Origin of the sequence: Pseudooctadecabacter sp. (assembly GCF_965657175.1) — a bacterium.
Lineage (GTDB): Bacteria > Pseudomonadota > Alphaproteobacteria > Rhodobacterales > Rhodobacteraceae > Octadecabacter.
Window position 1 is genome coordinate 20,330 of sequence record NZ_CBFHNH010000012.1, and the last position, 23,846, is coordinate 44,175.

The 23,846-nt window shown below is 59.8% G+C and carries 23 protein-coding genes; 13 read left to right on the top strand and 10 right to left on the bottom strand.

The annotated features are described in order from the left end of the window. From dxr to pyrH, 6 genes are all read right to left on the bottom strand, one after another. Positions 1-1,173: a 1-deoxy-D-xylulose-5-phosphate reductoisomerase gene (gene dxr / locus ACTG36_RS11055; protein WP_375281760.1), complete on the bottom strand. Its 1,173-nt coding sequence runs from the start codon at positions 1,171-1,173 to the stop codon at positions 1-3. Beyond that, positions 1,170-1,961, bottom strand: coding sequence for a phosphatidate cytidylyltransferase (locus ACTG36_RS11060; protein WP_375281761.1), 792 nt, complete (start codon positions 1,959-1,961; stop codon positions 1,170-1,172). The genes dxr and ACTG36_RS11060 overlap by 4 nt, the downstream gene beginning before the upstream one ends. 1 nt (position 1,962) lies before the next feature. Next, positions 1,963-2,679, bottom strand: coding sequence for a polyprenyl diphosphate synthase (gene uppS / locus ACTG36_RS11065; protein WP_439142346.1), 717 nt, complete (start codon positions 2,677-2,679; stop codon positions 1,963-1,965). A gap of 68 nt (positions 2,680-2,747) precedes the next feature. Next, positions 2,748-3,311 carry a ribosome recycling factor gene (gene frr / locus ACTG36_RS11070; RefSeq protein ID WP_375281763.1) on the bottom strand — a complete coding sequence of 188 codons (564 nt, stop codon included), beginning with the start codon at positions 3,309-3,311 and terminating at the stop codon, positions 2,748-2,750. 110 nt (positions 3,312-3,421) lie between these two features. Then, the gene (locus ACTG36_RS11075; protein WP_375281764.1) at positions 3,422-4,258 is read right to left on the bottom strand and encodes a hypothetical protein; all 837 of its coding nucleotides are present in this window, start codon (positions 4,256-4,258) and stop codon (positions 3,422-3,424) included. Beyond that, positions 4,258-5,007 carry a UMP kinase gene (gene pyrH / locus ACTG36_RS11080; protein WP_375281765.1) on the bottom strand — a complete coding sequence of 250 codons (750 nt, stop codon included), beginning with the start codon at positions 5,005-5,007 and terminating at the stop codon, positions 4,258-4,260. The genes ACTG36_RS11075 and pyrH overlap by 1 nt, the downstream gene beginning before the upstream one ends. A 73-nt stretch (positions 5,008-5,080) precedes the next feature. Between pyrH and miaA the strand changes: the two genes are divergently transcribed. The 6 genes from miaA to ACTG36_RS11110 all read left to right on the top strand — a co-directional run bounded on the left by miaA (position 5,081) and on the right by ACTG36_RS11110 (position 13,568). After that, on the top strand, positions 5,081-5,983 hold the full coding sequence (gene miaA / locus ACTG36_RS11085; RefSeq protein ID WP_375281766.1) for a tRNA (adenosine(37)-N6)-dimethylallyltransferase MiaA: 903 nt from the start codon (positions 5,081-5,083) through the stop codon (positions 5,981-5,983). A 71-nt stretch (positions 5,984-6,054) separates the two neighbouring features. Next, positions 6,055-6,873, top strand: coding sequence for a helix-turn-helix transcriptional regulator (locus tag ACTG36_RS11090; RefSeq protein ID WP_375281767.1), 819 nt, complete (start codon positions 6,055-6,057; stop codon positions 6,871-6,873). A gap of 235 nt (positions 6,874-7,108) precedes the next feature. Beyond that, entirely contained in the window at positions 7,109-8,776 is a 1,668-nt protein-coding gene (locus tag ACTG36_RS11095; protein ID WP_375281768.1) for an ABC transporter substrate-binding protein, read from the top strand. Between the two features lie 105 nt (positions 8,777-8,881). Beyond that, positions 8,882-9,928 (top strand): ABC transporter permease, encoded by a 1,047-nt coding sequence (locus tag ACTG36_RS11100; protein WP_439142350.1) that lies wholly within the window; start codon positions 8,882-8,884, stop codon positions 9,926-9,928. A gap of 13 nt (positions 9,929-9,941) precedes the next feature. After that, on the top strand, positions 9,942-11,396 hold the full coding sequence (locus ACTG36_RS11105; protein WP_439142352.1) for an ABC transporter permease: 1,455 nt from the start codon (positions 9,942-9,944) through the stop codon (positions 11,394-11,396). 75 nt (positions 11,397-11,471) lie between these two features. After that, positions 11,472-13,568 (top strand): dipeptide ABC transporter ATP-binding protein, encoded by a 2,097-nt coding sequence (locus ACTG36_RS11110; protein WP_439142354.1) that lies wholly within the window; start codon positions 11,472-11,474, stop codon positions 13,566-13,568. Positions 13,569-13,643: 75 nt separating this feature from the next. Here the strand turns inward: ACTG36_RS11110 and ACTG36_RS11115 are convergent, their stop codons facing one another. Then, the gene (locus ACTG36_RS11115) at positions 13,644-14,222 is read right to left on the bottom strand and encodes a lytic transglycosylase domain-containing protein (RefSeq protein ID WP_375282384.1); all 579 of its coding nucleotides are present in this window, start codon (positions 14,220-14,222) and stop codon (positions 13,644-13,646) included. A gap of 167 nt (positions 14,223-14,389) precedes the next feature. Between ACTG36_RS11115 and ssb the strand changes: the two genes are divergently transcribed. Continuing rightward, complete coding sequence (gene ssb, locus ACTG36_RS11120) at positions 14,390-14,914, top strand: single-stranded DNA-binding protein (RefSeq protein ID WP_296419277.1); 525 nt, start codon at positions 14,390-14,392, stop codon at positions 14,912-14,914. A 77-nt stretch (positions 14,915-14,991) separates the two neighbouring features. On the opposite strand, the gene aroB is transcribed toward ssb, so the two are convergent. Together aroB and ACTG36_RS11130 are read right to left on the bottom strand one after the other, a co-directional pair. Beyond that, positions 14,992-16,110 carry a 3-dehydroquinate synthase gene (gene aroB, locus ACTG36_RS11125; RefSeq protein ID WP_439142356.1) on the bottom strand — a complete coding sequence of 373 codons (1,119 nt, stop codon included), beginning with the start codon at positions 16,108-16,110 and terminating at the stop codon, positions 14,992-14,994. Next, positions 16,107-16,688, bottom strand: a complete 582-nt coding sequence (locus ACTG36_RS11130; protein ID WP_439142358.1) for a shikimate kinase — start codon at positions 16,686-16,688, stop codon at positions 16,107-16,109. Before ACTG36_RS11130 ends, aroB begins: the two co-directional genes overlap by 4 nt. Positions 16,689-16,865: 177 nt before the next feature. On the opposite strand from ACTG36_RS11130, the gene ACTG36_RS11135 reads away from it, so the two are divergent. The 5 genes from ACTG36_RS11135 (at position 16,866) to ACTG36_RS11155 (ending at position 21,127) form a co-directional block, all read left to right on the top strand. Next, positions 16,866-17,021 (top strand): hypothetical protein, encoded by a 156-nt coding sequence (locus tag ACTG36_RS11135; protein ID WP_375282240.1) that lies wholly within the window; start codon positions 16,866-16,868, stop codon positions 17,019-17,021. Beyond that, complete coding sequence (locus tag ACTG36_RS11140) at positions 17,018-18,598, top strand: hypothetical protein (RefSeq protein WP_375282241.1); 1,581 nt, start codon at positions 17,018-17,020, stop codon at positions 18,596-18,598. The genes ACTG36_RS11135 and ACTG36_RS11140 overlap by 4 nt, the downstream gene beginning before the upstream one ends. Beyond that, on the top strand, positions 18,595-19,536 hold the full coding sequence (locus tag ACTG36_RS11145; protein ID WP_375282242.1) for a tyrosine recombinase: 942 nt from the start codon (positions 18,595-18,597) through the stop codon (positions 19,534-19,536). Before ACTG36_RS11140 ends, ACTG36_RS11145 begins: the two co-directional genes overlap by 4 nt. A gap of 53 nt (positions 19,537-19,589) precedes the next feature. Then, positions 19,590-20,885, top strand: a complete 1,296-nt coding sequence (locus ACTG36_RS11150; protein WP_375282243.1) for an HlyC/CorC family transporter — start codon at positions 19,590-19,592, stop codon at positions 20,883-20,885. Positions 20,886-20,989: 104 nt separating this feature from the next. Continuing rightward, on the top strand, positions 20,990-21,127 hold the full coding sequence (locus ACTG36_RS11155; protein WP_439142361.1) for a hypothetical protein: 138 nt from the start codon (positions 20,990-20,992) through the stop codon (positions 21,125-21,127). Positions 21,128-21,181: 54 nt separating this feature from the next. Here ACTG36_RS11155 and ACTG36_RS11160 read toward each other — a convergent pair whose 3' ends face one another. Then, on the bottom strand, positions 21,182-22,723 hold the full coding sequence (locus ACTG36_RS11160; protein WP_375282246.1) for a helicase HerA-like domain-containing protein: 1,542 nt from the start codon (positions 22,721-22,723) through the stop codon (positions 21,182-21,184). Between the two features lie 471 nt (positions 22,724-23,194). Between ACTG36_RS11160 and ACTG36_RS11165 the strand changes: the two genes are divergently transcribed. Next, positions 23,195-23,833, top strand: a complete 639-nt coding sequence (locus ACTG36_RS11165; protein ID WP_375281645.1) for an invasion associated locus B family protein — start codon at positions 23,195-23,197, stop codon at positions 23,831-23,833. Positions 23,834-23,846: the final 13 nt, after the last annotated feature.

The following is a 23,846-nucleotide window of genomic DNA, read 5'->3' on the forward strand; positions in this document are numbered from 1 at the left end:
TTAACCCTTTGCGGTTCCGGTGATGTCAGCAGTCAAGGCACGCGCCGCAGCGTCCGCCTCTTGCACGCTATCTAAGGTGATCGTGGCATTTTGCAGCCCCTCGCGGGACAACATCGCGTCAACGCAGGCGTCAACCTTGCGCGCCATGTCAGTAAATCCACACCGTCCGGCGATGAAATCATCCAGCGCCTGTTCTTTGGCCGCGTTGAACACAGCGCCCGTCAGGCCCCCTTCTTCCATCACCGTCTGGGCGATTTTGAGGGCGGGATAGCGAGCAGAATCCGGAGCGCGGAAATTGAGCTGGCCGATCTTGGCCAGATCCAGCCTCTCCACCGGCAGGGAGCGCCGTTTGGGCCAGTTCAGGGCAAATCCGATGGCATGGCGCATATCGTGGGGGCCCACATGCGCCATGATCGCCCCGTCGTTAAAGCCAACCATGGCGTGGATCAGGCTTTCGGGGTGGATAATCGCCTCGATCTTGTCAGGGCTGACGCCGAAAAATTCTTTCGTTTCAATCAGCTCCATCGCTTTGTTAAACATGGATGCGCTGTCGATGGTGATCCGCTGGCCCATGTCCCAGTTGGGATGGCTTGACGCCTCGGCCACGGTGACGGCCTCCAACGCGTCCAGCGGATGATCGCGGAAGGCACCGCCGCTGGCGGTGATGATGACACGTTCGACGGCCTCCATCTCCTCCCCGATCAAGGCTTGGAATACAGCGGAATGTTCGCTGTCCACGGGCAGGACGGTGGCGCCATGGCGCGCGGCCTCCCCCAACAAGAGCGGACCGGCAGTAACCAGCGATTCCTTGTTGGCCAGCGCCAGCGTCGTGCCGTGCTTTAGCGCCTCCATCCCCGGCGCAAGGCCAGCGGCCCCCACGATGGCGGACATGATCCAATCGGCGGGGCGTGCGGCGGCCTCGATCAGCGCATTGTCCCCAGCGGCGGCTTCAACCCCCGATCCGGCAAGCGCGTCGCGCAGTTCAGCCAATCGTGCGGGGTCAGACGTGACGGCGATATCCGCCCCAAGCGCCATCGCATCCTGCGCCAAGAGTTTGATATTGTGCGCCCCTGTCAGCGCCACCACGTCAAAGTCATCCGGTGCGCGGCGGATCAGATCAAGCGTGTTCTGCCCGATGCTGCCCGTCGCCCCGAAAACGCTGATCCGCCTCAAAAGGCCACCCCGGGCACGTTGAACAATGTGGCCACGGCCAGCATGAACAATGCCGCTCCCAACAGCGCATCAAAGCGGTCAAACAACCCGCCGTGACCGGGGATCAGGGCAGAGCTGTCCTTGACCCCCTGCCGCCGTTTCAACGCCGATTCTGCGATGTCGCCCATCTGCCCCGCAAAGCTGATGACGACCGACAACAGGATGATCGACAGACCCGCACGGGTGAACAACGTAAAGATATAGCCCACAATCGCCGCACCGATCCAACCGCCGATGGTGCCGCTCCATGTCTTTTTGGGGCTGATAGCTGGCCAGAATTTTGGCCCGCCCAGCGATTTGCCGGTAAAATAGCCTGCGATGTCCGTCACAACGACGATGCTGACAAGCCAGATCAACCATGTGAAGCCGAAATCAATCCGGAAATGGACAAGCCCGTAGCCCGCGATCTGAATGGCCAATGAGAAGACGAAAAACGTGATGCGTTCGCGGTCCAACACCAGCGCACCCACGATCGGGACCACCAGAAACAGGCCGAGGAATTCGTAATTCTGCGTGCCGCCAAAGACCTGCGCAGACAAGATCGACGCCACCGCCGCGGCCAGCAGCATCCCCGATGTGGGGGACGCGCCACGGATCATGATCCAGCATTCCCAGACCATCACGGCTGTGACAAACACCGCCAGCATCTGAAACCAGACGCCACCTGCCACGATCGCGGCCACACCAATGGCCGCCATCACTGCACCGGACGCAAGGCGAACCTTCAGGTCTTCCCAATTGCCCGCCATGCTAGACTTTCACCGCGCCAAACCGGCGGTCACGGGTCTGAAACCCTGCCAGCACATCGGCAAAGACATCACGGGTGAAATCTGGCCAGAGCGTTTCGATGAATTCATATTCCGCATAGGCCGACTGCCACAGCAGAAAATTCGAAATCCGCGCCTCACCGCTGGTTCGAATGACCAGATCAGGATCGGGGAGGAAATGGGTATCTAGGTATTTCGGCAGGGTTTCGTCGCCCACATCCTTGGGCGCAAGCTTTCCGGCGGCCACATCATGGGCCAGCCGTTTGGTCGCGCGGGCGACCTCATCACGGCCGCCGTAGTTGATGGCAACGGTCAGATGCACGGAGTCGTTTTGCGAGGTCAGCAGTTCCAATTCGTCCATCAACGACACCAGCTTGTCATCCAGCCGCACGCGGTCCCCGATAAACCGCACCCGCACGCCGTTGGCCAACAGATCGCGGGCTTCGCGCTGGATATAGCGGCGAAACAGATTCATCAGGCCTGCGACTTCGGATTGGGTGCGCTTCCAATTCTCGGTGGAAAAGGCGAATATTGTCAGGTACTTAACACCCTGATCCGGGCAGGCCTCAACGATTTCGCGGACCCGTTTGGCACCGGCGTGATGGCCCAGCAAACGGGGTCTTCCGCGCATTTGTGCCCAACGTCCGTTGCCATCCATAATGATGGCCACGTGTTTTGGTCCTGGTGTTCCCTCGGCCATAATACGGCCCCCACTTTTCTTACCCTGCGCCAACGACTGGGCGCGACTTTTGATCCTGCGGCTGCGGATCAAACTTGCATGATTTCTTCTTGCTTGGTTTCAAGCTGGGTGTCGACGCGTTTGATGTAGTCGTTTGTCATGTCCTGCACCTCGGCCTCCCACAGCTTTTGGTCGTCTTCGGACATGCCGTCGTTCTTGGCCTTTTTGATCTGGTCCATCCCGTCGCGGCGCACGTTGCGGATGCTGACACGGGCGTTTTCGGCGTAAGACCCGGCGACTTTGCCCAATTCACGGCGACGTTCTTCGTTCAACTCGGGGATCGGCAACATGATGATCGTCCCATTGAGCTGCGGGTTGATGCCCAGCCCGCTTTCGCGGATGGCTTTTTCGACCTTGCCCACAAGGCCCTTGTCCCACACGTTGACGGTGACCATGCGCGGCTCTGGCACGTTGACGGTGCCCACTTGGTTGATCGGCGTCATGGACCCATAGGCATCCACCATCACAGGTTCCAGCATCGACGCGGAGGCACGGCCCGTCCGCAAAGACGCAAATTCCGTGCGCAGGTTGGCAATCGCGCCATCCATGCGGCGCTGCAAATCATCGGTATCTAGGATAAAATCGTCTGACATATTCTCTGCTCTTTTGACGTGTTTGAGGTCATATACCGCTAACACCATGGGTTTGTATAGCGGTGGCGCGCAGAAGTTGTGCACGAGCGCAGTCAATCGCGCAGCGCGGCCTAGCTTGGCACATGACACAGCGGCGGGCGCGGCGCGCCGCGGTCGGTGTCTGTCATGCCCTCATACCAACCGGCCGCGCGGGTGATGAAATCGAACTCAAGGGCAAGCCACGCGTTGATGCGCGGCTGATCCAGCAGATCGCGATCAAAATCAAATCCCTGCATCTGGGCGATATATTGCGTCGCCTGAAACGTCACGTTCTCGCCACACGGCGTATTGGCCCCCACGAAACGGACGTAATCGGCGAAGCCACTGTCGATAAAGGCGTGACTGCGCGCGATGTCATCGGCGTTGGCAACTGCCGCACAGGCCTCACCGGTCATGATCTGGAACCCCGCGGGGGTTTTCAGGGGGGAAATTTCGTAGAACCGCAGGTCGCCCGCGATCAGGCCCGACCCGATAAAGGCCATATAGGCTTCAAACCCTGCTTTCGGATCGCCCCCTTCGAGGCTGCGGAACAAATCCGACCCACCGCCCAGAAAGCACCCCTCATCCACGGTTTCGGTCCCGCCAAGGTCATAGACCTCACGGATATAGGGGGAAGCCGCGCGAATGTCGGGCGTGTCGACTGTGTAGCGCGATGGGATCTGGGGCAGCCCGATGGTGCAGATGTCTGCGTCCAGCACCACGTAATTGCCGTGGCGCGCGGCGTTACCTGACGCCAAAGCGGCCTCCGCCAGTGCCAATATCTGCGCCGAAGTGAATCCCGCGTCACGCGCGGCGGCAGAACTTTCGGCACCAATGGTGCAGCCCTGCCCGCCCAGAAAATCCGTCAGCCCCTCATCGGCCCACGCAGGCTGCGCCGCTACAAGGCCCGCCAAGACCGCCCACCGCATCACGCGCGGACGGTTGTCGATGTGCCGGACCCATCCAGAATACCGCGGAACCCGCCTTCGTCATCAAGGCTGAAGACCACAATCGGCAAGGCGTTTTCGCGCGCCAAGGCGATGGCAGAGGCATCCATGACGCCCAAGTGCTGGGCCAGCACCTCATCATAGGTGATCGTTTCATACCGGGTGGCGTCGTCGTGTTTGGCGGGGTCTTTGTCATAGACACCGTCGACCTTGGTGCCCTTGAAAATCGCCTCACATGCCATTTCAGAGGCCCGCAACGTTGCCGCCGTATCCGTGGTGAAATAGGGGTTGCCCGTGCCAGCCGCGAAAATGCAAATACGTTTCTTTTCGAGGTGACGCACGGCGCGGCGACGAATGTAGGGTTCGGCCACTTCGTTCATGGTGATCGCGGAAATCACGCGGGTGTGGATGCCAAGCCCCTCAAGTGCGGACTGCATGGCCAGCGCGTTCATGACTGTGGCAAGCATCCCCATATAATCGGCTGTGGTGCGTTCCATCCCTTGGGCACTGCCGGACAACCCGCGAAAGATGTTGCCGCCGCCGATGACCATGCAAATCTCGACGCCCATGTCATGGACGGTCTGCACCTCGCGGGCGATCCGTTCGACGGTCGGTGGATGCAGGCCAAAGCCCTGATCCCCCATCAGCGCCTCGCCGGAAATTTTCAGCATCACCCTGTTGTAAGCGACCTTTTCGGTGCCAGAATTGGTGCCAGAATTGATGGCAGACATGCGCGCCCCCTGCTGCTGCTTTCCGTTCGCGTTAAAATGTCGGAAAAGGGCGGGACGCGCAATGGGAACCAGCATGATTGACCTCACCAATATCGACCCGGACCGGCCGGTCCTGATCTACGGGCCTACCGCATCGGGAAAATCGGGGCTGGCGCTGCAGATCGCGCAGACCACGGGGGGGGAGGTTATCAATGCGGACGCCCTGCAATGCTACCAAGGCTGGCCCATTCTGACCGCACAGCCCCCCGCGCCCGACCGCGCAGCGGCGCCCCACCACCTTTATGGGCATCTGGCCTATGATGCCCCCTATTCGGTGGGCGATTGGTTGCGCGATGTGACGCCGTTTCTGGACGCCCATGCAAAAGGCGGGCCGCGTCCGATCATCGTGGGCGGGACCGGTCTGTACTTTACCGCCCTCACCGAAGGGCTGGCCGATATCCCACCGACACCCCCAGATGTGCGCGCGAGGGCTGACAAAATCCCCCTGCCCGATCTTATCGCAGGCCTTGATGGCGACACGGCCACCGGTCTTGATCTGCAGAACCGCGCCCGCGTTCAGCGCGCGTGGGAAGTTCAGACCACCACAGGCCGCAGCATCCGCGACTGGCAGGACGCCACACCACCGCCCCTGTTGCCGCTTGAGGCCTGCACGCCGCTGGCCCTGTCACCGGACCCGGATTGGCTCAACACGCGGATCGCGCAGCGGTTTGATCTGATGATCGAAATGGGCGCGCTGGATGAGGCACGCGCGATGCGCCCCCAGTGGGACCCCGCCGCGCCGTCGTCCAAGGCCATTGGTGCGGCTGACATGATCGCCCATGTGGCCGGAGACTTGGACGGCGATTCGCTCAAACAGGCGGTGATCATCGCCACGCGGCAATATGCCAAACGTCAGCGCACTTGGTTAAGGTCCCGCATGAAGCGGTGGCAGCATATCGCCCTACCAGATGTGGCGACCAACAGATTGTCCACGTAAAGAGCGTTGATTTGTTCGGTTTGGACAGCAAAAATTTCACTAATCGAACCTTTGGTGAAAGTGCTGCCCCCATGTTTCCAGTCCCGCAAAACCGACTCGCCCTGACGGCCATCGCCCAAAACGCAGCCCACGGCAAATGGCGCACCGAGGCCATGCGGTCCCACGAAACACCTCGTCTTATTTTTGTCGCCAAAGGTCAGGGGCGGATCACCGTGGCTGGCCTGACCCGCGGGTTTGGTGCCAACAATCTGATCTTTTTGCCGCACAAAACCATGTACGGCTTTGAATGTGGTCCGACGGTTTACGGCCAGATGTTGACCATCCCCATGGCGATGGCGCCGGAATGGCCCGAAGAACCGCTGCATTTGCGTCTGCGTGATGTGGTGGCCCAAAAGGAACTGGCAGCCCACCTTGATGCGCTGGAACGGGAACTGAAATCCACCCTGCCCGGATCTGACCGCGCGGCCCACTATCAACTCGGCCTTTTGTCCATCTATTTTGAACGGCAGATGAACCAACGCGACGACGACACGTTTGATGCGCGCACAGAAACGGCCTCTGCGCGGCTGGTAGCGGCCTATACCGATCTGATCGAACGTCACTACAATGAGGCCAAGACCGTGGCCGATTATGCGGCCATGCTGGGTGTGACGCCGACCCACCTGACGCGCTGCTGCAAGGAAACCAGCAACGCACCGGCGCTGACCCTTCTCAACGACCGCATCATGTTTGAGGCCCGCCTGATGTTGCGCGACAGCGCCCTGCCGGTGGCCCATGTGGCCGACCAACTGGGTTACGGATCGGCGGCCTATTTCACCCGCAGCTTTCAGGCAAAAACCGGCCTCACGCCCTCGCAATTCCGCAAAAAAGGCCCTCTCACAGCGCTTTGAGGGTCATTTCTCCTGCACTTGATGCTGCACCGCAGCAAAGCCACCTTTCGGGTTGCATGTCGCGGACAGACTATGCGAACGTCGCAAACGTGACCTAATTTGCCGATTGCAGCCGTTGACGCAGGGATCAAAACTCTGCCCAATGCGGGTCGGACCAAAGGCCACCGGATGCGGCGACGCAGGTTGGATGGCCTTGGGACCACAAAAACAAAAACGTGTATCAGGGAGAACACGCATGACAACCAAGACACTGACAGGCGCGCCGCTGCATCCAGCAGTTGACGTCTATGTGAAAGACGTCGAGGCCGGTAAACTCAGCCGCCGCGAATTTATCACACGCACAACTGCACTGGGTGTGACCGCTGCCGGCGCTTACGGTTTGATGGGCATGACCCAGCCTGCCCGCGCCGCAGGCCACGCCCAGCAGGGCGGCACCATGCGCATGCAGATGGAAGTCCGCGCGCTCAAAGACCCACGCGCCTTTGACTGGACGCAGATGGCCTTCGTGACAGCCGGTTGGCTCGAATACCTCGTTGAGTACAACTCCGACGGTTCGTTTGAGCCTATGCTGCTTGAAAGCTGGGAAGTGAACGACGACGCCACAGTCTACACACTGAACGTGCGTCAGGGCGTCAAGTGGAACAACGGCGACGACTTCACAGCCGAAGACGTGGCCCGCGTGATCACCGATTGGTGTGACAGCGCCGCTGAAGGCAACTCCATGGCCGGTCGTATGTCCGCCCTTGTCGACGCAGACAGCGGTGTGGCCATCGAAGGCAGCATTGAGGTCACAGGGCCCCATCAGGTGACACTGAACCTGCCCAAGTCCGACATCACACTGATCGCGGGCATGGCCGATTACCCTGCTGCCATCTACCACGCGTCCATCGACCGCGAAGACCCTGCCCGCACACCTGTCGGCACCGGTCCTTACACGATCGAAAGCAACGAAGTCGGCGTGAAGGCCGTTCTGGTTCGCAACGAAGGCCACGACTGGTGGGGCTATGAGGCTGGCAAAGGCGCCTACCTCGATCGCATCGAATACATCGACTACGGCACAGACCCCTCCGCTTGGGTGGCTGCTGCGGCCGCTGACGAAGTCGACATGACCTATGAGACTGTTGGCGATTTCGTCGAAGTCTTCGAAGGCATCGGCTTTGAACGCTCCGAAGTGGCATCTGCTGCGACGATCGTGATCCGTCCAAACCAGGAAGCCGAAGTTGACGGCATGAAGCCCTACGCAGACGTCCGCGTCCGCCGCGCCATCCAGATGGCCGTCGACAACGCTGTCTGCCTTGAGCTGGGTTATGCAAATCAGGGTATTCCTGCGCGCAACCAGCACGTGGGCCCAATGCACCCAGAATGGGCTGACGTCGCCAAAGTGGATTACGATCCCGAAGGTGCGATGGCACTGCTTGAAGAGGCCGGCATGGCTGATTTCGAATTCGAAATCTTCTCCATCGACGATGACTGGCGCAAGAACACCACGGATGCCGTGGCAGCCCAGATGCGTGATGCAGGCATGAACGTGAAGCGCACGATCATCCCAGGCTCCACGTTCTGGAACGACTGGACTGACTACTCCTTCTCGTCCACCAACTGGAACCACCGCCCACTGGGCACACAGGTTCTGGGTCTGGCCTATCGCTCCGGCGAAGCTTGGAACGAGTTTGCGTACAACAACCCAGAGTTCGACGCCCTTCTGGACGAAGCCAACTCCATCGCGGACGCCGATGCGCGCTCCGAGGTTATGGCACAGATCCAGCAGGTCCTCACGGACGACGCTGTGACGATCCAGCCTTACTGGCGCACTGTATACCGTCACGCCAAGCCGGGCTTTGTGGGCTGGGATATGCACATCGCGTACCTGCCACAGATCTACAAGATCGGCATCGCAGCGTAAGCTGACAGCACTCAAAGGGCCGTCCGGGGAACCGGGCGGCCTTTTTAACGACAAACAACCGGTGCGGACTTAACCGCGCGATCTAGCCAACCGACAGGGGTCTTTATGGGACTGTTTATTCTACGCCGCCTTGGGGTGATGATCCTCACGGCGCTTTGCCTGACCTTTATCGTGTTCTGGCTGACGAACCTTTATCCGAACCTTGAAAAGCTTGCCAAAACCCAAGGCAACTTCCGGATGTCGGACGAACAGGTTGAAACCTATCTGGGCAACCGTGGCTATACGCAGGCCCTGCCCGTCAAATACGGCCAATGGCTCGGCGTGCTGCCCGGCTATGTTATCGAAGGCACTGACGGCGAAACCCGCGCGCGTTGCGAAGCAGGCCGCGCCCCCACCGAAGACACCCCCACCTTCTGCGGCATCCTGCAGGGCGAATGGGGTCAATCCACTGTCTTCAAGGAGGAGGTCGGCACGATTGTGAGCACCCGTCTGGGCCTCACCGGCAAGCTGATGTTCTGGGTCATGATGGTCATGGTGCCCGGCGCGCTGATCATCGGCGTTCTGGCCGGTATGCGCGAAGGATCACGCACCGACCGTAGCCTGTCGACCGTGTCCATTGTGTCCACCGCGACACCTGAATATGTCTCCGGTGTTATCCTGATCGCCGTCTTCGCCACGCCGCTTTTTGGGTTGCAATATTTCAAGGGCACGGCCACATCGGCCATGGATGACGCCAATTTCAACAACTTCTTTTTGCCGGTGAGCACGATCGCGCTTTACGGGATGGGCTATATCGCCCGCATGACCCGGGCGTCGATGACCGAGGTGATGACCGCGCAATATATCCGCACCGCCCGCCTTAAGGGGGTGTCGTTTCCCAACATCGTCCTCAAACACGCGCTGCGCAACGCGCTGATCGCGCCCTTCACTGTAATCATGTTGCAGTTCCCGTGGCTGCTGAACGGTGTTGTGATCGTTGAGACCTTGTTCAACTACAAAGGCTTCGGCTGGACGCTGGTACAGGCCGCCTCCAACAACGACATCGAACTTTTGTTGGGCGTCTCCGTGGTGTCGGTCTTCGTGGTCCTAGTGACCCAGCTGATCTCAGACATCGGCTACGTCTTCCTCACCCCACGCATTCGCATCTCTTAAAGGAGCCAGCCCCATGGACGCACTCACCTGGACCGGCTCCCTCGGAAGCCTTCTTGTCCCCGCCATCACCATCACCGCATCCGTCTTTCTGGCCGGTGTGATCTTGCAGCTGATCATGGGCGCCTTCGCGCCGGAGGTGAAACTGCAAGCCAACCCCGACGGCACCATCCAAGGCCGTGGCGGCCTGCTGGGTCGTCTGGAAACCTACACCGGCTGGCTGTTCATGTTGCTGGTGGGCCTGATCGCCGCCTTCATCGTGATCGCGTGGTTCATGCCTTATGGTCAGGGCGGGATCCTTGGCGAAATCTCAAAACGGTTCCTGCCCACATGGATCGCGTTGATCGTGACATTCATCGTGTCGATCACCTTCAAACGCAAACTGGGGCTTTACGGAAAGCTGTTTGATTCAACCATCGGCATGATCGGCTTTGGGCTGGTGATGTTCTGGGTCTTCACGTCGATCTTTGTGGGCATGTTCGACATGATCGGCACCCATGATCCGTTGCAGCAAATCTCTGGGTTGAAGAATAAATTGCCCGGTGTCGCCGTCCCCGAGGGTCAGGACGAAGGCTTTTACCCCCACTACCTGCTGGGCGGGGACAACCTTGCGCGCGATATCTTTACGCGCATGGTTCATGGGTCCGTCATCGTGATGATCATCGCCCCGCTGGCCACGATCTTTGCCTTTATGGTGGGCATCACGCTGGGCCTGCCTGCGGGCTACTACGGCGGGAAGCTGGACACGATCCTGTCGTTCCTTGCCAACCTGATCCTCGCCTTCCCCGTGATCTTGCTGTTCTATCTTCTGGTCACACCTGAAATCGTGGCAACGGGCCTGCCGAACTTCCTCGCGGCGTTCCTGTTCGTCTTCCCGTTGGTGTTCTTTGGCGTGCTGATCAACAGCCGCTACAAGACCCAAGGCAGCAAAAACACGCTCTATCTGGCAGTGGTACTGATCCCGCTTGCGGTCCTCTACCTCAGCGTCGTTTCCGAGGCGAATTCGCCGCTGAACATCTGGCCAAACGCGCTGGATGTAATCACCATTCCGGGCGGTATTCTGGTGGTGTTCGTGTCGGTGGTCTTCGTGAACTCACCCACCGTGTTCCGCATCGTGCGCGGGCTGGCACTGGACATCAAAACCCGCGACTACGTGGCCGCAGCCCAAACCCGTGGCGAAGGCCCGTGGTATATCATGCTGTGGGAAATCTTGCCCAATGCCCGTGGTCCGCTGATCGTCGATTTCTGTCTGCGCATCGGATACACCACGATCCTGCTGGGCACTTTGGGCTTCTTCGGTCTGGGCCTGCCCCCTGAAAGCCCCGACTGGGGCAGCACGATCAACGAAGGCCGCAAGCTGTTGTTGATCTACGTCCACCCCGCCCTGCCACCGGCCATCGCTTTGTTGTCGCTGGTGCTGGGTCTGAACCTGTTGGCCGATGGCCTGCGTGAAGAAAGTCTCAAGGATTAAGGCGGCAGCAGAGTTTCGCAGAAACTCTGTCCTCAAATCCTCCTTGAGGATTTGGCCCCCAACAAAGGAAACGGTATGAACGACGACACATATGACGGCCCGATCCTTGAGATCGACAAACTCTCCATCAGCTTTTTCACACGGCTGCGCGAAATCCCCGCTGTCATGGACTTTTCCGCCAAGATTATGCCTGGTGAGGCGCTGGGCATCGTGGGTGAATCCGGCTGCGGCAAATCCACTGTGGCGCTGGGCGTCATGCAGGATTTGGGTGTCAACGGGCGCATCGTGGGCGGGTCGATCAAGTTCAAGGGCCGTGACCTCAACACCATGACGACCGAAGAGCTGCGCGACATCCGTGGCTCCCAAATCGCCATGATCTACCAAGAACCCATGGCGTCGCTGAACCCCGCCATGCGCATCGGCAAACAGCTGATGGAAGTGCCGATGATCCACGAAGGGGTCTCCGAAAAGGAGGCTTACGACCGCGCGTTGGAAGTCGTCACAGACGTCAAACTCCCCGACCCTGCACGGATGCTCAACAGCTTTCCGCACCAACTCTCAGGTGGCCAGCAACAGCGCATCGTGATTGCGATGGCGCTGATGTCCAAACCGTCGCTTTTGATCCTGGATGAACCCACAACCGCGCTGGATGTGACGGTTGAGGCGGCCGTCGTCGATTTGGTCAAGGATTTGGGCAAGAAATACGGCACGTCGATGCTGTTCATCTCCCACAACCTTGGCCTTGTGCTGGAAACCTGCGACCGGATTTGCGTGATGTATTCCGGTGAGGCCGTGGAACGCGGTTCCATCGAAGATGTCTTCGATGAAATGCGGCACCCCTACACGCAGGCCCTGTTCCGCTCAATCCCGCTGCCCGGTGCTGATAAAAACGCGCGGCCCTTGGTGGCGATCCCCGGCAACTTCCCCCTGCCCCACGAACGCCCCCCTGGCTGTAATTTCGGCCCGCGATGCGACTATTTCGAAGAGGGTCTGTGCAACGAAGAAAAGCCGATTCCCATGCATCCCGTGGGCGGCAACGACCGTCACGAAACCCGGTGCCTGAAATTTCTGGAAATCGACTGGAACGCCCCCATCGACGTGGGCCCCCAAACCGCCAAGCCCGAACCGGGCCGCGTGGTTCTGAAGATGGACAACCTCAAAAAGTATTATGAGGTCGCGGCCTCGGCCCTGTTCGGGGGCAAGAACAAGAAGGTCGTCAAAGCCAACGAAACCTTGAGTTTTGAGGCGCGTGAGGCTGAAACCCTCGCCATTGTGGGCGAATCCGGTTGCGGGAAATCGACCTTCGCCAAGGTCCTGATGGGGTTGGAGACAGCCACGGACGGGCAAATCCTTCTGGATAACCAGAACATCGAAAGCACCCCGATTGAGGACCGCGACACCAAGACCGTGGCAGACGTGCAGATGGTGTTCCAGAACCCGTTTGACACCCTCAACCCGTCGATGACCGTGGGCCGCCAGATCATCCGCGCCTTGGAGATTTTCAAGATCGGCAACAATGACGACGATCGTCGCAACCGGATGTTGGAACTGCTTGATCTGGTCAAACTGCCGCGCGCCTTTGCCGACCGGATGCCGCGTCAGCTGTCAGGCGGCCAAAAGCAACGTGTGGGCATCGCCCGCGCCTTCGCCGGCGGTGCGCGGATCGTGGTGGCCGATGAACCTGTGTCCGCCTTGGATGTATCGGTTCAGGCCGCTGTGACGGACCTGTTGATGGAAATTCAGCGCAATGAGAAGACGACATTGTTGTTCATCTCTCATGACTTGAGCATCGTGCGCTATCTGTCTGATCGCGTTATGGTTATGTACCTTGGCCATGTGGTGGAACTGGGCACGACCGAACAGGTCTTCTCACCGCCCTACCACCCCTACACCGAGGCGCTTTTGTCCGCTGTTCCCATCGCAGACACCTCGGTCAAGAAAAAGCACATCGTGCTGGACGGCGACATTCCATCGGCCATGAACCCGCCGTCGGGCTGCCCGTTCCAGACCCGTTGCCACTGGAAAGACCGCGCCGGAAAATCGCTGTGCGAAACGCAAGTGCCGCCCATGCGCATCCTCGAGGGCGGCCATCAGGTCAAATGCCATCTGAGCGATGCGGACCTTGCAAATATGGAACCTGTGATCGAAATGCCCGCCACCGCGGCAGAGTAATTCACCAACTTTATCAACGACAAAGGCGTCACAGTTCATGTGACGCCTTTTCCATTTTTGCCCATATGTCGGGGGTTACGATCCCCAGATCACCCGCACATAATTCCGGGTCTCACGGTAAGGCGGCACGCCGCCGTGCTGTTGCACCGCACCGGGGCCTGCGTTGTAGGCCGCCAAGGCGAGACGCCATGACCCGAAGGTGTCGTATTGTTCACGCAGATAGCGCGCGCCACCGTCGAGGTTTTGATAAGGATCGTGCGGATTGACCCGCAGATATTGGGCTGTCGTCGGCATCAGCTGTGCCAGACCAAGCGCCCCTGCGTGGGACACCGCATTGGGGTTCCAAGCGCTTTCCTGCTGCACCAAACGCAGAAACAGATCTTCGGGTACGTTGTTGCGACGGGCGGCGGATTTCGCCATCTCAAGGAACTGTCCGCGATAATTGCCGGTGTAGGCAGGGCCGGTATTGGTCGCCGACGGGATGTCGACACGCGGCGGCTGAAGTCGCACGGAATTGGCGTATTGCGAGGCCGCCCGCCCATCCAGAACCGAGGTTTGCGATTGAAATAGGGACGTCCGGTTGCGCGTCGAAAAGGTATCGGCCACCACCGGCACAGATGTTGCAACCGTTGCAGTCGCTGCCAAAAACCACATTACGCGCATGATACACCCCTCACTTGCGCTGAACATAGTCCGAGGCGCGGGATGTTTCCATACAATTTGACAAAACTCCAACGCATGTCCCCCCGCTAGGGTTCCATTAACCCGTTTCTGATGGTGTAACGGTGTGCAACGAAAACAGATTCGAAGGGGGCGCCGCAATGGCCGGATCACTCAACAAAGTCATGATTATCGGCAACCTTGGCCGTGATCCTGAGGTGCGCAGCTTTCAGAACGGTGGCAAAGTCTGCAACCTGCGGATTGCCACGTCAGAGACGTGGAAAGACAAGAACACCGGTGAACGCCGTGAGAAAACCGAATGGCATTCGGTCGCGATCTTCCAAGAAGGTCTGGTGCGCGTGGCGGAGCAATATCTGCGCAAAGGGTCCAAGGTTTATATCGAAGGCAAACTGCAGACCCGCAAATGGCAGGATCAATCTGGTCAGGACCGTTATTCCACCGAAGTCGTGCTGCAAGGCTATGACGGCGTGATGACCATGCTTGATGGTCGTGATGGCGGCGGCGGTGGCGGCATGGGCGGCGGTGGCGGTGGCGGCTATGTCTCCGACCAATCGGGCGGCGGCTACGGCGGCGGCAACCAAGGCGGGGGCTATGATCAGGGCGGCGGCTATGGCGGCGGCTCAGGTGGTGGCGGCGGCGATATGGACGACGAAATCCCGTTCTAAAGGCACCCTCAAACAACACAAGGCCCGCAGATCCTGCGGGCCTTTTTGTTTCTTGGCATTGCTAAAATTCCGGAATTTTAGCGCATCGCCAAAGCGTCGTTCAGAACATCCAAGACCAGATCGGCAGGGACATCGGCGGTCACAAAGGCCTCCCCGATGCCACGGGCCAGAATGAACCGCAGTTGTCCATCCACGACCTTTTTGTCCTGCCCCATCAAAGCCAGAAGCGCCTTTGCATCGGGCAAATCGCCAGGAATATCGGCCAGATCGGTCTTCATGCCCATGGCCTTCAGATGCGCGCGCACGCGGCTTGGGGCCTCTTGCGCGCAGAGCCCCAGACGGGCTGAAACCTCGAACGCCAAGGCGCAGCCAATGGCCACACCTTCCCCGTGCAACAGCCGATCAGAATATCCCGTGGCGGCCTCAAGCGCGTGACAAAAGGTATGGCCAAGGTTCAACAGCGCGCGGTCGCCTTGTTCCGTCTCATCACGTTCCACGATATCGGCCTTCATCTGCACCGACCGTGTGACGGCCCAGACCCGCGCCGCCATGTCAGCGTCGTCCCCTTTCAGGCCCGGCCCCGCCTCTTCAAGCCAGTCAAAGAAATCCTCATCCCCGAGCAGCCCGTATTTGACGACCTCACCATAGCCCGACAGGAAATCCCGTTCCGTCAGGGTCCCCAAAAGCGCCGTATCCGCCAGCACCAACGTCGGCTGATGAAACGCACCGATCAGGTTCTTGCCGGAGGGTGAATTGATCCCCGTCTTGCCCCCGACGGAACTGTCCACCTGCGCCAGAAGCGACGTGGGAATTTGCACAAACCGCACCCCGCGCCGCACGGTCGCGGCAGCAAAGCCCACCAGATCGCCGATGACCCCGCCGCCAAAGGCCACAACGATATCACCGCGTTCCACCTTCTGGGCCAGCAGCCATTCCACCGTTTGTTCAAGGAAAGGCCAGCTTTTGGTGCCTTCGCCCGCAGGCAGCACCAGCGCCTCGGACGCGATGCCCGTGTCCTCCAGCCCCTCTTGCAGATCAGCCAAATGCAGCTTTGCGACATTTTCCTCAGTGACGATGGACACTTTGGGCCGGCGCAAAAAGGGGGTCATGCGCGGGCCGGCCTCGGCCAAAAGGCCCGGACCGATGACCACATCATAGGCCCGTCCGGGCAGGTTCACATGGACGGTTTCAATCATTGCGCAGGCTCCAGCACATCGGGACGGGTCAGAAGGACCGACACAACTTCATCGGTCATCTCCTCAATGGAGAAATCGGGGTCGGCCTTGGCGCGCAGATCGGCCATGGCATAGATCGGCGCACGGGCTTCAAACAATTCGACCAAAGTGGCGCGTGGGTCAGGCGTGCGCAGCAAGGGCCGCGTGTCTTTGTGGCGGACCCGTTCCCACAACAAATCCACATCCGCATCGAGTAACACTGCCACGCCATGGGCGGAAATTTCTGCACGGTTGCGATCAGCCAGATAGGCCCCGCCGCCCGTGGACAACACGCAAGGCGCAGATTGCAGCAAACGCGCGATCACTTCCGCCTCACGGTCGCGAAAGAACGGCTCACCCGAGCGTTCGAACACCTCAGAGATGGTGGCATTGGCGGCTTTCTCGATTTCCTCATCGGAATCAAGGTAATCCACTCCAAGACGGGTCGCCAAAGCACGCCCAATGGCCGTTTTGCCCGACCCCATCATGCCCACCAGCACAACCGTTCTGTGCAATTGATATGCAGGGGCTGGCGTCAACTCGTCGCTTGCGGTGTCCATCTGGCGTCCCTCCCCCTTGTTTTTATGGGGCTTGCGTGTCCCCATCGGCTGTGTGCCGCCAATCACGAAAAAATCCCCAAAGGGTGGCGTGATCTTGCCTGCAAGGACATATATAACCATTGTCAAAGCAGCAACTGAGGCTGCGCAATCTGGGGCAGAAAAGATGGGGCGACAACCATGTGGCGGCTGATCAAGTTTTTATTCGTCTTGTGCGTTTTGGCAGCCATCGCCTTTGTTGGCTACGCCTATTTGGGTCCGATCTTTATGCCCGATGATTTTGCGCCACCGGTCCAGCAGGTGGTGGAACCTGTCACATTGGGCGTTGATGGATGACGATACGCAGCGCGGTCCTTTTGGCGGGCCTTTTGGCCACGGCGGCACCGTTGTCCGCGCCAGAGGCACCGCTGTCCGCCATTGATTGGCTGTCCGAAAGTGTGGAACAGCCCGATGTGATCGCCGCCGCCCCCACCGCCAACCAAGCCGCGCGCGGCACGCAAGGGACGGCGGCCACCCGCACGCCCCCCGCCGATGAAACGCCCATCACCGACAGCGCCACAACCCCCAACGTGACCGTTCAAACCTTGGGCGGCCCGGCCCCCAAAACGCTGGGGCTTTTGCCGCCAGAGACCACTGGCCTGCCAGCCAACCTGTGGTCGGGCAGCGATGTGGGCACCTTGTCCACCTTGCTCATGGCCGAACAGATCGACACCCTGCCCGCGTTGCAGGACCTGATTATCACACTGGCGATCGCACAGGCGGACCCCGCCCTAGGGGACCCCAGCAACACTGCGTTTTTGCTCGCACGGGTGGATAAGCTGTTGGCCTTTGGCGCATTGGAACCCGCCCAAGCCATGTTAGAGGCCGCCAACACCCAAGACCCGCAGGTCTTTCGCCGTCTTTTTGATGTGTCGTTGCTGACAGGCACCGAAAATTCCGCCTGCCGCACATTGAAATCCACGCCCGATGTGGCCCCCACACCCTCCGCACGCATCTTTTGTCTCGCACGGTCGGGCGATTGGTCGGCTGCGGCGCTGACGCTGAACACCGGTCAGGCCTTGGGCGATATACAGGACGACACTGCAGCACTTTTGTCCCGTTTTCTGGACACAGAGCTGTTCGAGGGGGAGCCTGATCTGACGCGCCCCGATCCTGTCACCCCCCTGACCTTCCGCATGTTCGAAGCCATCGGGGAGCCTCTGACCACCCGCAACCTGCCCCGCGCCTTCAGCCACGCAGACCTGCGGTCCAACGTCGGCTGGAAAGCCCAGCTTGAGGCCGCCGAACGACTGGCGCGCAGCGGTGCGATTTCGCAAAACGCCCTTGTGGGTCTGTATTCCGACCGTGTACCTTCCGCCTCCGGCGGGGCGTTTGAACGCGCCAAGGCCGTGATCGCGCTTGATGCGGCCTTGTCACAGGCCGACCCCGCCGCCACAGCCGATGCGGTCAAGACCCTGTGGGATCAAGCGGCCCCCATCGGCATTATCACCCCCCTTGCCCAGCATTTCGCCCCGCGCCTGATTGAGGCTGACGTCGATCCCGCAGCCCAAGACACCCTGTTCAAACTGCTGCTGCTGTCCGATCTGTATGAAACAGCTGCCCTCGATGCCGACTTGGCCGACACGGACCCCTTCCTTGCGGCCCTGGCAACCGGTGATCCCGCAGATGCACTGGCCCTGCGCCCGGCCTATCCCGTCCTGCAAGAGGCGTTCCGCGCAGAGGCTGATCCGATCCTCACCGATATGGCCACAAACGGGCAGTTGGGGGAGGCGATCCTGCGCACCATCGCCACGGTCCAACAAGGCCTTGATGGCGACCGGATTGCCTTGCGAACCGGCCTCGGGACCCTGCGTGCGCTGGGGTTAGAAGACGTGGCCCGCCGGACCGCCCTGCAATACGCCATCCTGCCATGAGCGCTGCTGACCGCCCCAACGCCCATTGGATACAGGCCTTTCTTGAGGCCCAAGCCGCAGAGCTGGACGCGGCCCAAAACACCCAGCTGGCCTATGCCCGCGACCTGAATGATTTTTCCGACTGGCTGACCCACAAAGCCCACTTCGCCAACGCCGAAAAATCCCACGTGGAACGCTATCTGATCTATTGCGATGCCCAAGGGTTGTCCAAAGCCACCCGCGCACGGCGTTTGTCCGCGATCAAACAGCTGTACCGGTTTGCCTTTGAAGAAGGCTGGCGCGACGACAATCCTGCCCTGCAAATCGCAGGCCCGGGCCGTGACAAACGTCTGCCCAAAACCCTCACCCATGCGGAGGTGGACAGCCTGCTGGACGCCGCCCGCGCCGCCCCCCGCGACCGCGACCGCACCACCTGCATGATGGAACTGCTCTATGCCACGGGGATGCGTGTCACCGAATTGGTGTCCCTGCCCGTGTCCGCCGCCCGTGGCGACCCGCGCATGTTGCTGGTGCGCGGCAAAGGCGACAAGGAACGCCTGGTGCCGCTGTCGCCGCCTGCGCGTGAGGCTTTGACGGTCTGGCTGAGAACCCGCGATGCCGCCGAAGACGCAGCCCATAAAGACGGCACACCCCGGTCGCGGTTTCTGTTCCCGTCACGGGGAAAACTCGGCCACATCACGCGGCAGAGCTTTTTCAACCTGATCAAGGATCTGGCCGTCAACGGCGGGGTGGAACCGACCAAAGTCACCCCACACACCTTGCGCCACGCCTTTGCCACCCATCTTTTGGCCGGCGGCGCGGACCTGCGGTCCATCCAGACCCTGCTGGGGCATGCGGATGTGGCGACGACGGAAATCTACACCCATGTCCTTGATGAACGCCTCAAAGAACTGGTGTTGGACCATCACCCGCTGGCCAAAGACACCGACGACACTTGAACGTCGCCCAATGCGCCCCCATAACATCCCAATCATGATCTGCGGAAATTCTCATGCTTGATGCTGTTTTCTGGACCACCGCCGGTGCTGTCCTGTTTCTTTTGGTGCTTTCGGGCTTCTTTTCTGGGTCGGAAACCGCGCTGACGGCCGCGTCCCGCAGCAAATTGCGGTCGAACGCGGATAAGGGCAACCGTGGCGCGGACATCGCGTTCAACATCACCGAAGACCGTGAACGGCTGATCGGGTCGGTCCTGCTGGGCAACAATCTGGTTAACATTCTGGCCACCGCGTTGACCACGGCCATGTTCACACGTGCCTTGGGCGAAAGCGGCGTGGCCGTGGCCACGGCGATCATGACCATCCTGATCTTGATCTTCGCGGAAGTCCTGCCCAAGACCTATGCCATCACGAACCCCGAACGCGCCGCAAGCTTCGCCGCGCGCCCGATTTCGATCATCGTGACGCTTTTTGCGCCGATCGTGTCCGCCGTGCGCATCCTCGTACGTGGCGTGCTGCGTGTCTTTGGCGTCCAAACCGACCCCGACAACAACATCCTTGCCGTGCGCGAAGAAATCACCGGCGCGCTGCAGATGGGACAGGCCGAGGGCGTCGTTGAAAAGGAAGACCGCGACCGGATTTTGGGCGCGCTCGATCTGGCGGACCGGATGGTCGAAGAGGTCATGTTGCACCGCACCGAAATTGAAATGATTGATGCCGCCCTGCCAGTGGCCGAGATCCTCAAGCTCTGTCTGGACAGCAACCACACGCGTCTGCCGCTCTACCGTGAGGAACGTGAAAACATCGTGGGCGTTCTGCACGCCAAGGACCTGCTGCGCGCCATGCACCGGATGCTTGCCGACGGGCGGATCGAACCCCATGAGATGGATGAATTCGACATTCTGACTGTGGCAATGACCCCCTATTTTGTGCCCGAAACCACAACGCTTGACGACCAGATGCGCCAGTTTCTGGCCCGTCACACCCATTTTGCGCTGGTCGTGGATGAATACGGCACGCTGCAGGGCCTGCTGACGCTTGAGGATATCCTTGAAGAAATTGTAGGTGAAATCACCGATGAATTTGATCAGGACGAAGAGAAAAATGACCTGATCGCGGATGAGGACGGCGCGTTTACGGTCGACGGGTCCATGACCATCCGCGACCTGAACCGCGCCACCGATTGGGATTTGCCCGATGATGAGGCGAACACCGTCGCAGGTCTGGTTATCCATGAGGCCCAGATGATCCCGACCGTGGGCCAGATTTTCAGCTTTCACGGCTTCCGGTTCGAAGTCATGGCCAAGGATGAAAACAGGCTGTCTGAGCTGAAGATTACATCACTGTCTTAAGGTTGGTTGGATACAACTTTAGGCATTTAGGCCCCACCGGTTAGCGCCAGATTAACCTTGGGCGGGCCAGTGTCCTGTCACATTCTCAGTGAAAGGATCATCCTATGACGACCCTCCGTTTGCTCGCCCTTGTGTCCATCACAGCCCTGTCCGCCTGTTCCATGAACGCCCTTGATGGCGATTCCGATGAAGGGGTGATCCTGATCACCCACATCGGACCCGGCACGGTTTACTGGCAATAAAGACATGACCGCAGACCCGTATTGGCCCTGCGGTCAGTGCCTTTATCAGCCGGCCTAGCGCCCTTTGAACAGACCACCGAGGATGCCGCGAACAATACGGCGTCCTGTGGTTCCTTTAAGTTCTTTGGCAACAACCGTCGCAATCGCCTCACCAAAGCCGCCGCCTGACTTGCGACGCCCGCGGCTGGTCGATCTTTCCACATCGCGGCCTGTGTAACGGCGGCCTTTGCTGTGCTCGCGTGCTTCTTCCTCAAGCTTTTCTTCCTCGGCCTCGGCCGCCTCAGCGGCTTCGGCTGCATCTTCGGCGCGTTTGGCCAACATCTCGGCTGCGCTGTCACGATCAAGACGCGCATCGTATTTTCCGGCCATGGGGGACACGTCCATGATCGCGGCCCGTTCGGCCTTTGTGATCGGGCCCAGCTGTGAAGACGGCGGGCGGATCAATGTGCGCTCGACAATGCCAGGCACACCTTTTTCCACCAACATCGACGTCACGGCCTCACCGGTGCCCACATCGCGGATCGCGTCAACCGTGTCGAAGGCGGGGTTCGGACGATAGGTGTCTGCCGCCTGTTTCAACTCTTTCTGGTCCTTGGCGGTAAAAGCCCGCAAGGCGTGTTGCACGCGGTTGCCCAACTGGCCCAACACATCTTCGGGCACATCGCCGGGGTTTTGCGTGATGAAATAAACGCCCACCCCTTTGGATCGGATCAAGCGCGCCACCTGTTCGACCTTGTCCACCAAGGCCTTGGGTGCATCATCAAAAAGCAGATGGGCCTCATCAAAGAAAAACACCAGTTTCGGTTTGTCAGGGTTGCCGACCTCGGGCAGTTCTTCAAAGAGCTCCGACAACAGCCACAACAGGAACGTCGCATACAGCTTGGGCGAGGCCATCAGTTTGTCTGAGGCCAACAGGTTGATCCGCCCCCGGCCATCGGCCTCCGTGTGCATCATGTCCATCAGATCAAGGGCCGGTTCCCCGAACAGCTGCGCGCCGCCTTGATTTTCCAGCACCAGCAAATCGCGCTGGATCGCGCCCACCGAAGCCGTCGACACATTGCCATAGCGTAACGACAGGTCTTTTGCATTCTGGCCGACCCAGACCAGCAGCGCCTGCAGGTCTTCAAGATCCAAAAGCGGCAGACCTTCTTCATCGGCCACGCGGAAGGCCAAATTCAACACGCCCTCCTGCGCCTCGGTCAGCCCCATCAGGGTCGACAGCAACAACGGGCCCATTTCGGCGACCGTGGTGCGCACCGGATGACCCTGTTCGCCCAAAAGGTCCCAGAACGTGACGGGGAACGCATCATATTGCAGATCAAGACCGATGGTTTCGGCCCGTTTCATGAAGGGTTCATGAAGTTTGAAATCCGCCGTGCCGGACTTCGCCAGCCCCGACAAATCGCCCTTTACGTCCGACAGAAACACCGGCACACCCGCCGCAGAAAACCCTTCGGCCAAAATCTGCAAGGTCACGGTCTTGCCCGTGCCCGTGGCCCCCGCGATCAAACCGTGGCGGTTGGCATATTCCAACAACAGGGTTTGGGCATCCGCGTAGCCTTCGCCACCGCCGCCGATGAAAATTCCGTCGCTCATGCCCCGTTCCTTCTTTGGTACAAATTATCTTCCATTAAAATACATTCTTAACCTTTATGGGCCAGTATATTCGTATCCCCGCTGCATCTGTCCTTTCGCAGCGGTGATGACTTCCTCCCTGTCTGACTTGCCGCGCCTCAGGGCGCGGTCTTTTTTTGCCCAGTCGGGCGGAAAAAATGTGCCAAGTCCGCCGCGCAATACTTTGTTAAATATAACGAAACAGGTTTCTTCAAAAGAGCGAAGAAAACCCTGTTGACGACTGCTGAACTGTTTCGTAGCGTGTCGGCAATAAGTCGGCCAAGTCCGACAGGGAGACTACGGAAGAAGGGCCTTTTGGGGCCCTTTTTCTTTTGGCCAAATGCCGGGGCAAGGGCCCATCGGCCAAGGATTGCCCACCGGTGCTTTTGCCCTGACATACCCCAAAACCCGTGCTAAGCCTTCGCAAACAACACCGACCAACGGGACGAACACATGACTTTTATTGACCGACCTTTCGCGAAAACCACGGCTGTTCTGGCCGCATTGGCCATTTTGGCCGGACCCGTTTTTGCGCAGGAAGCGCAGCCCGAAAACCCGCCTGAAAGTGTCTTCAATCTTGGCGAGCCTGTGGACGAAAACGGCAATCCGGTGGCCGGCGAAGGCCAGCAGCCGCAAGAACCACAGCCCGGCCAGCAATATCTGCAAGAGGTCTTCAACGATTGGGCGCTGCGGTGTCTGAAAGTCGAAGAAGGCGAAGATCCCTGCCAGATGTACCAATTGATGAGCGATCAGGACGGCAACGATGTGGCCGAAATCGCCGTCGTGGCGTTGCCCGAAGCAGGTCAGGCCGTGGCCGGTGCGACGATTGTTGTCCCGCTTGAGACCTTGTTGACCGAACAGATCACCCTGCGGGTTGATGGTGGCCAAGCGCGCCGCTTTCCGTTCAACTTTTGTAACCTTGGCGGCTGCGTGACCCGTCTGGGCCTGACGGCGCAGGATGTGGCTTTGTTCAAACGCGGCGCAGAGGCGACCCTGTCAATGGTGCCCGCAGCAGCCCCCGACCAGCGGGTGACGGTCACCATGTCCCTGTCCGGCTTTACGGCGGCCTTCGACGCGGTATCCGCCCAATAACGGTGCCGACTGC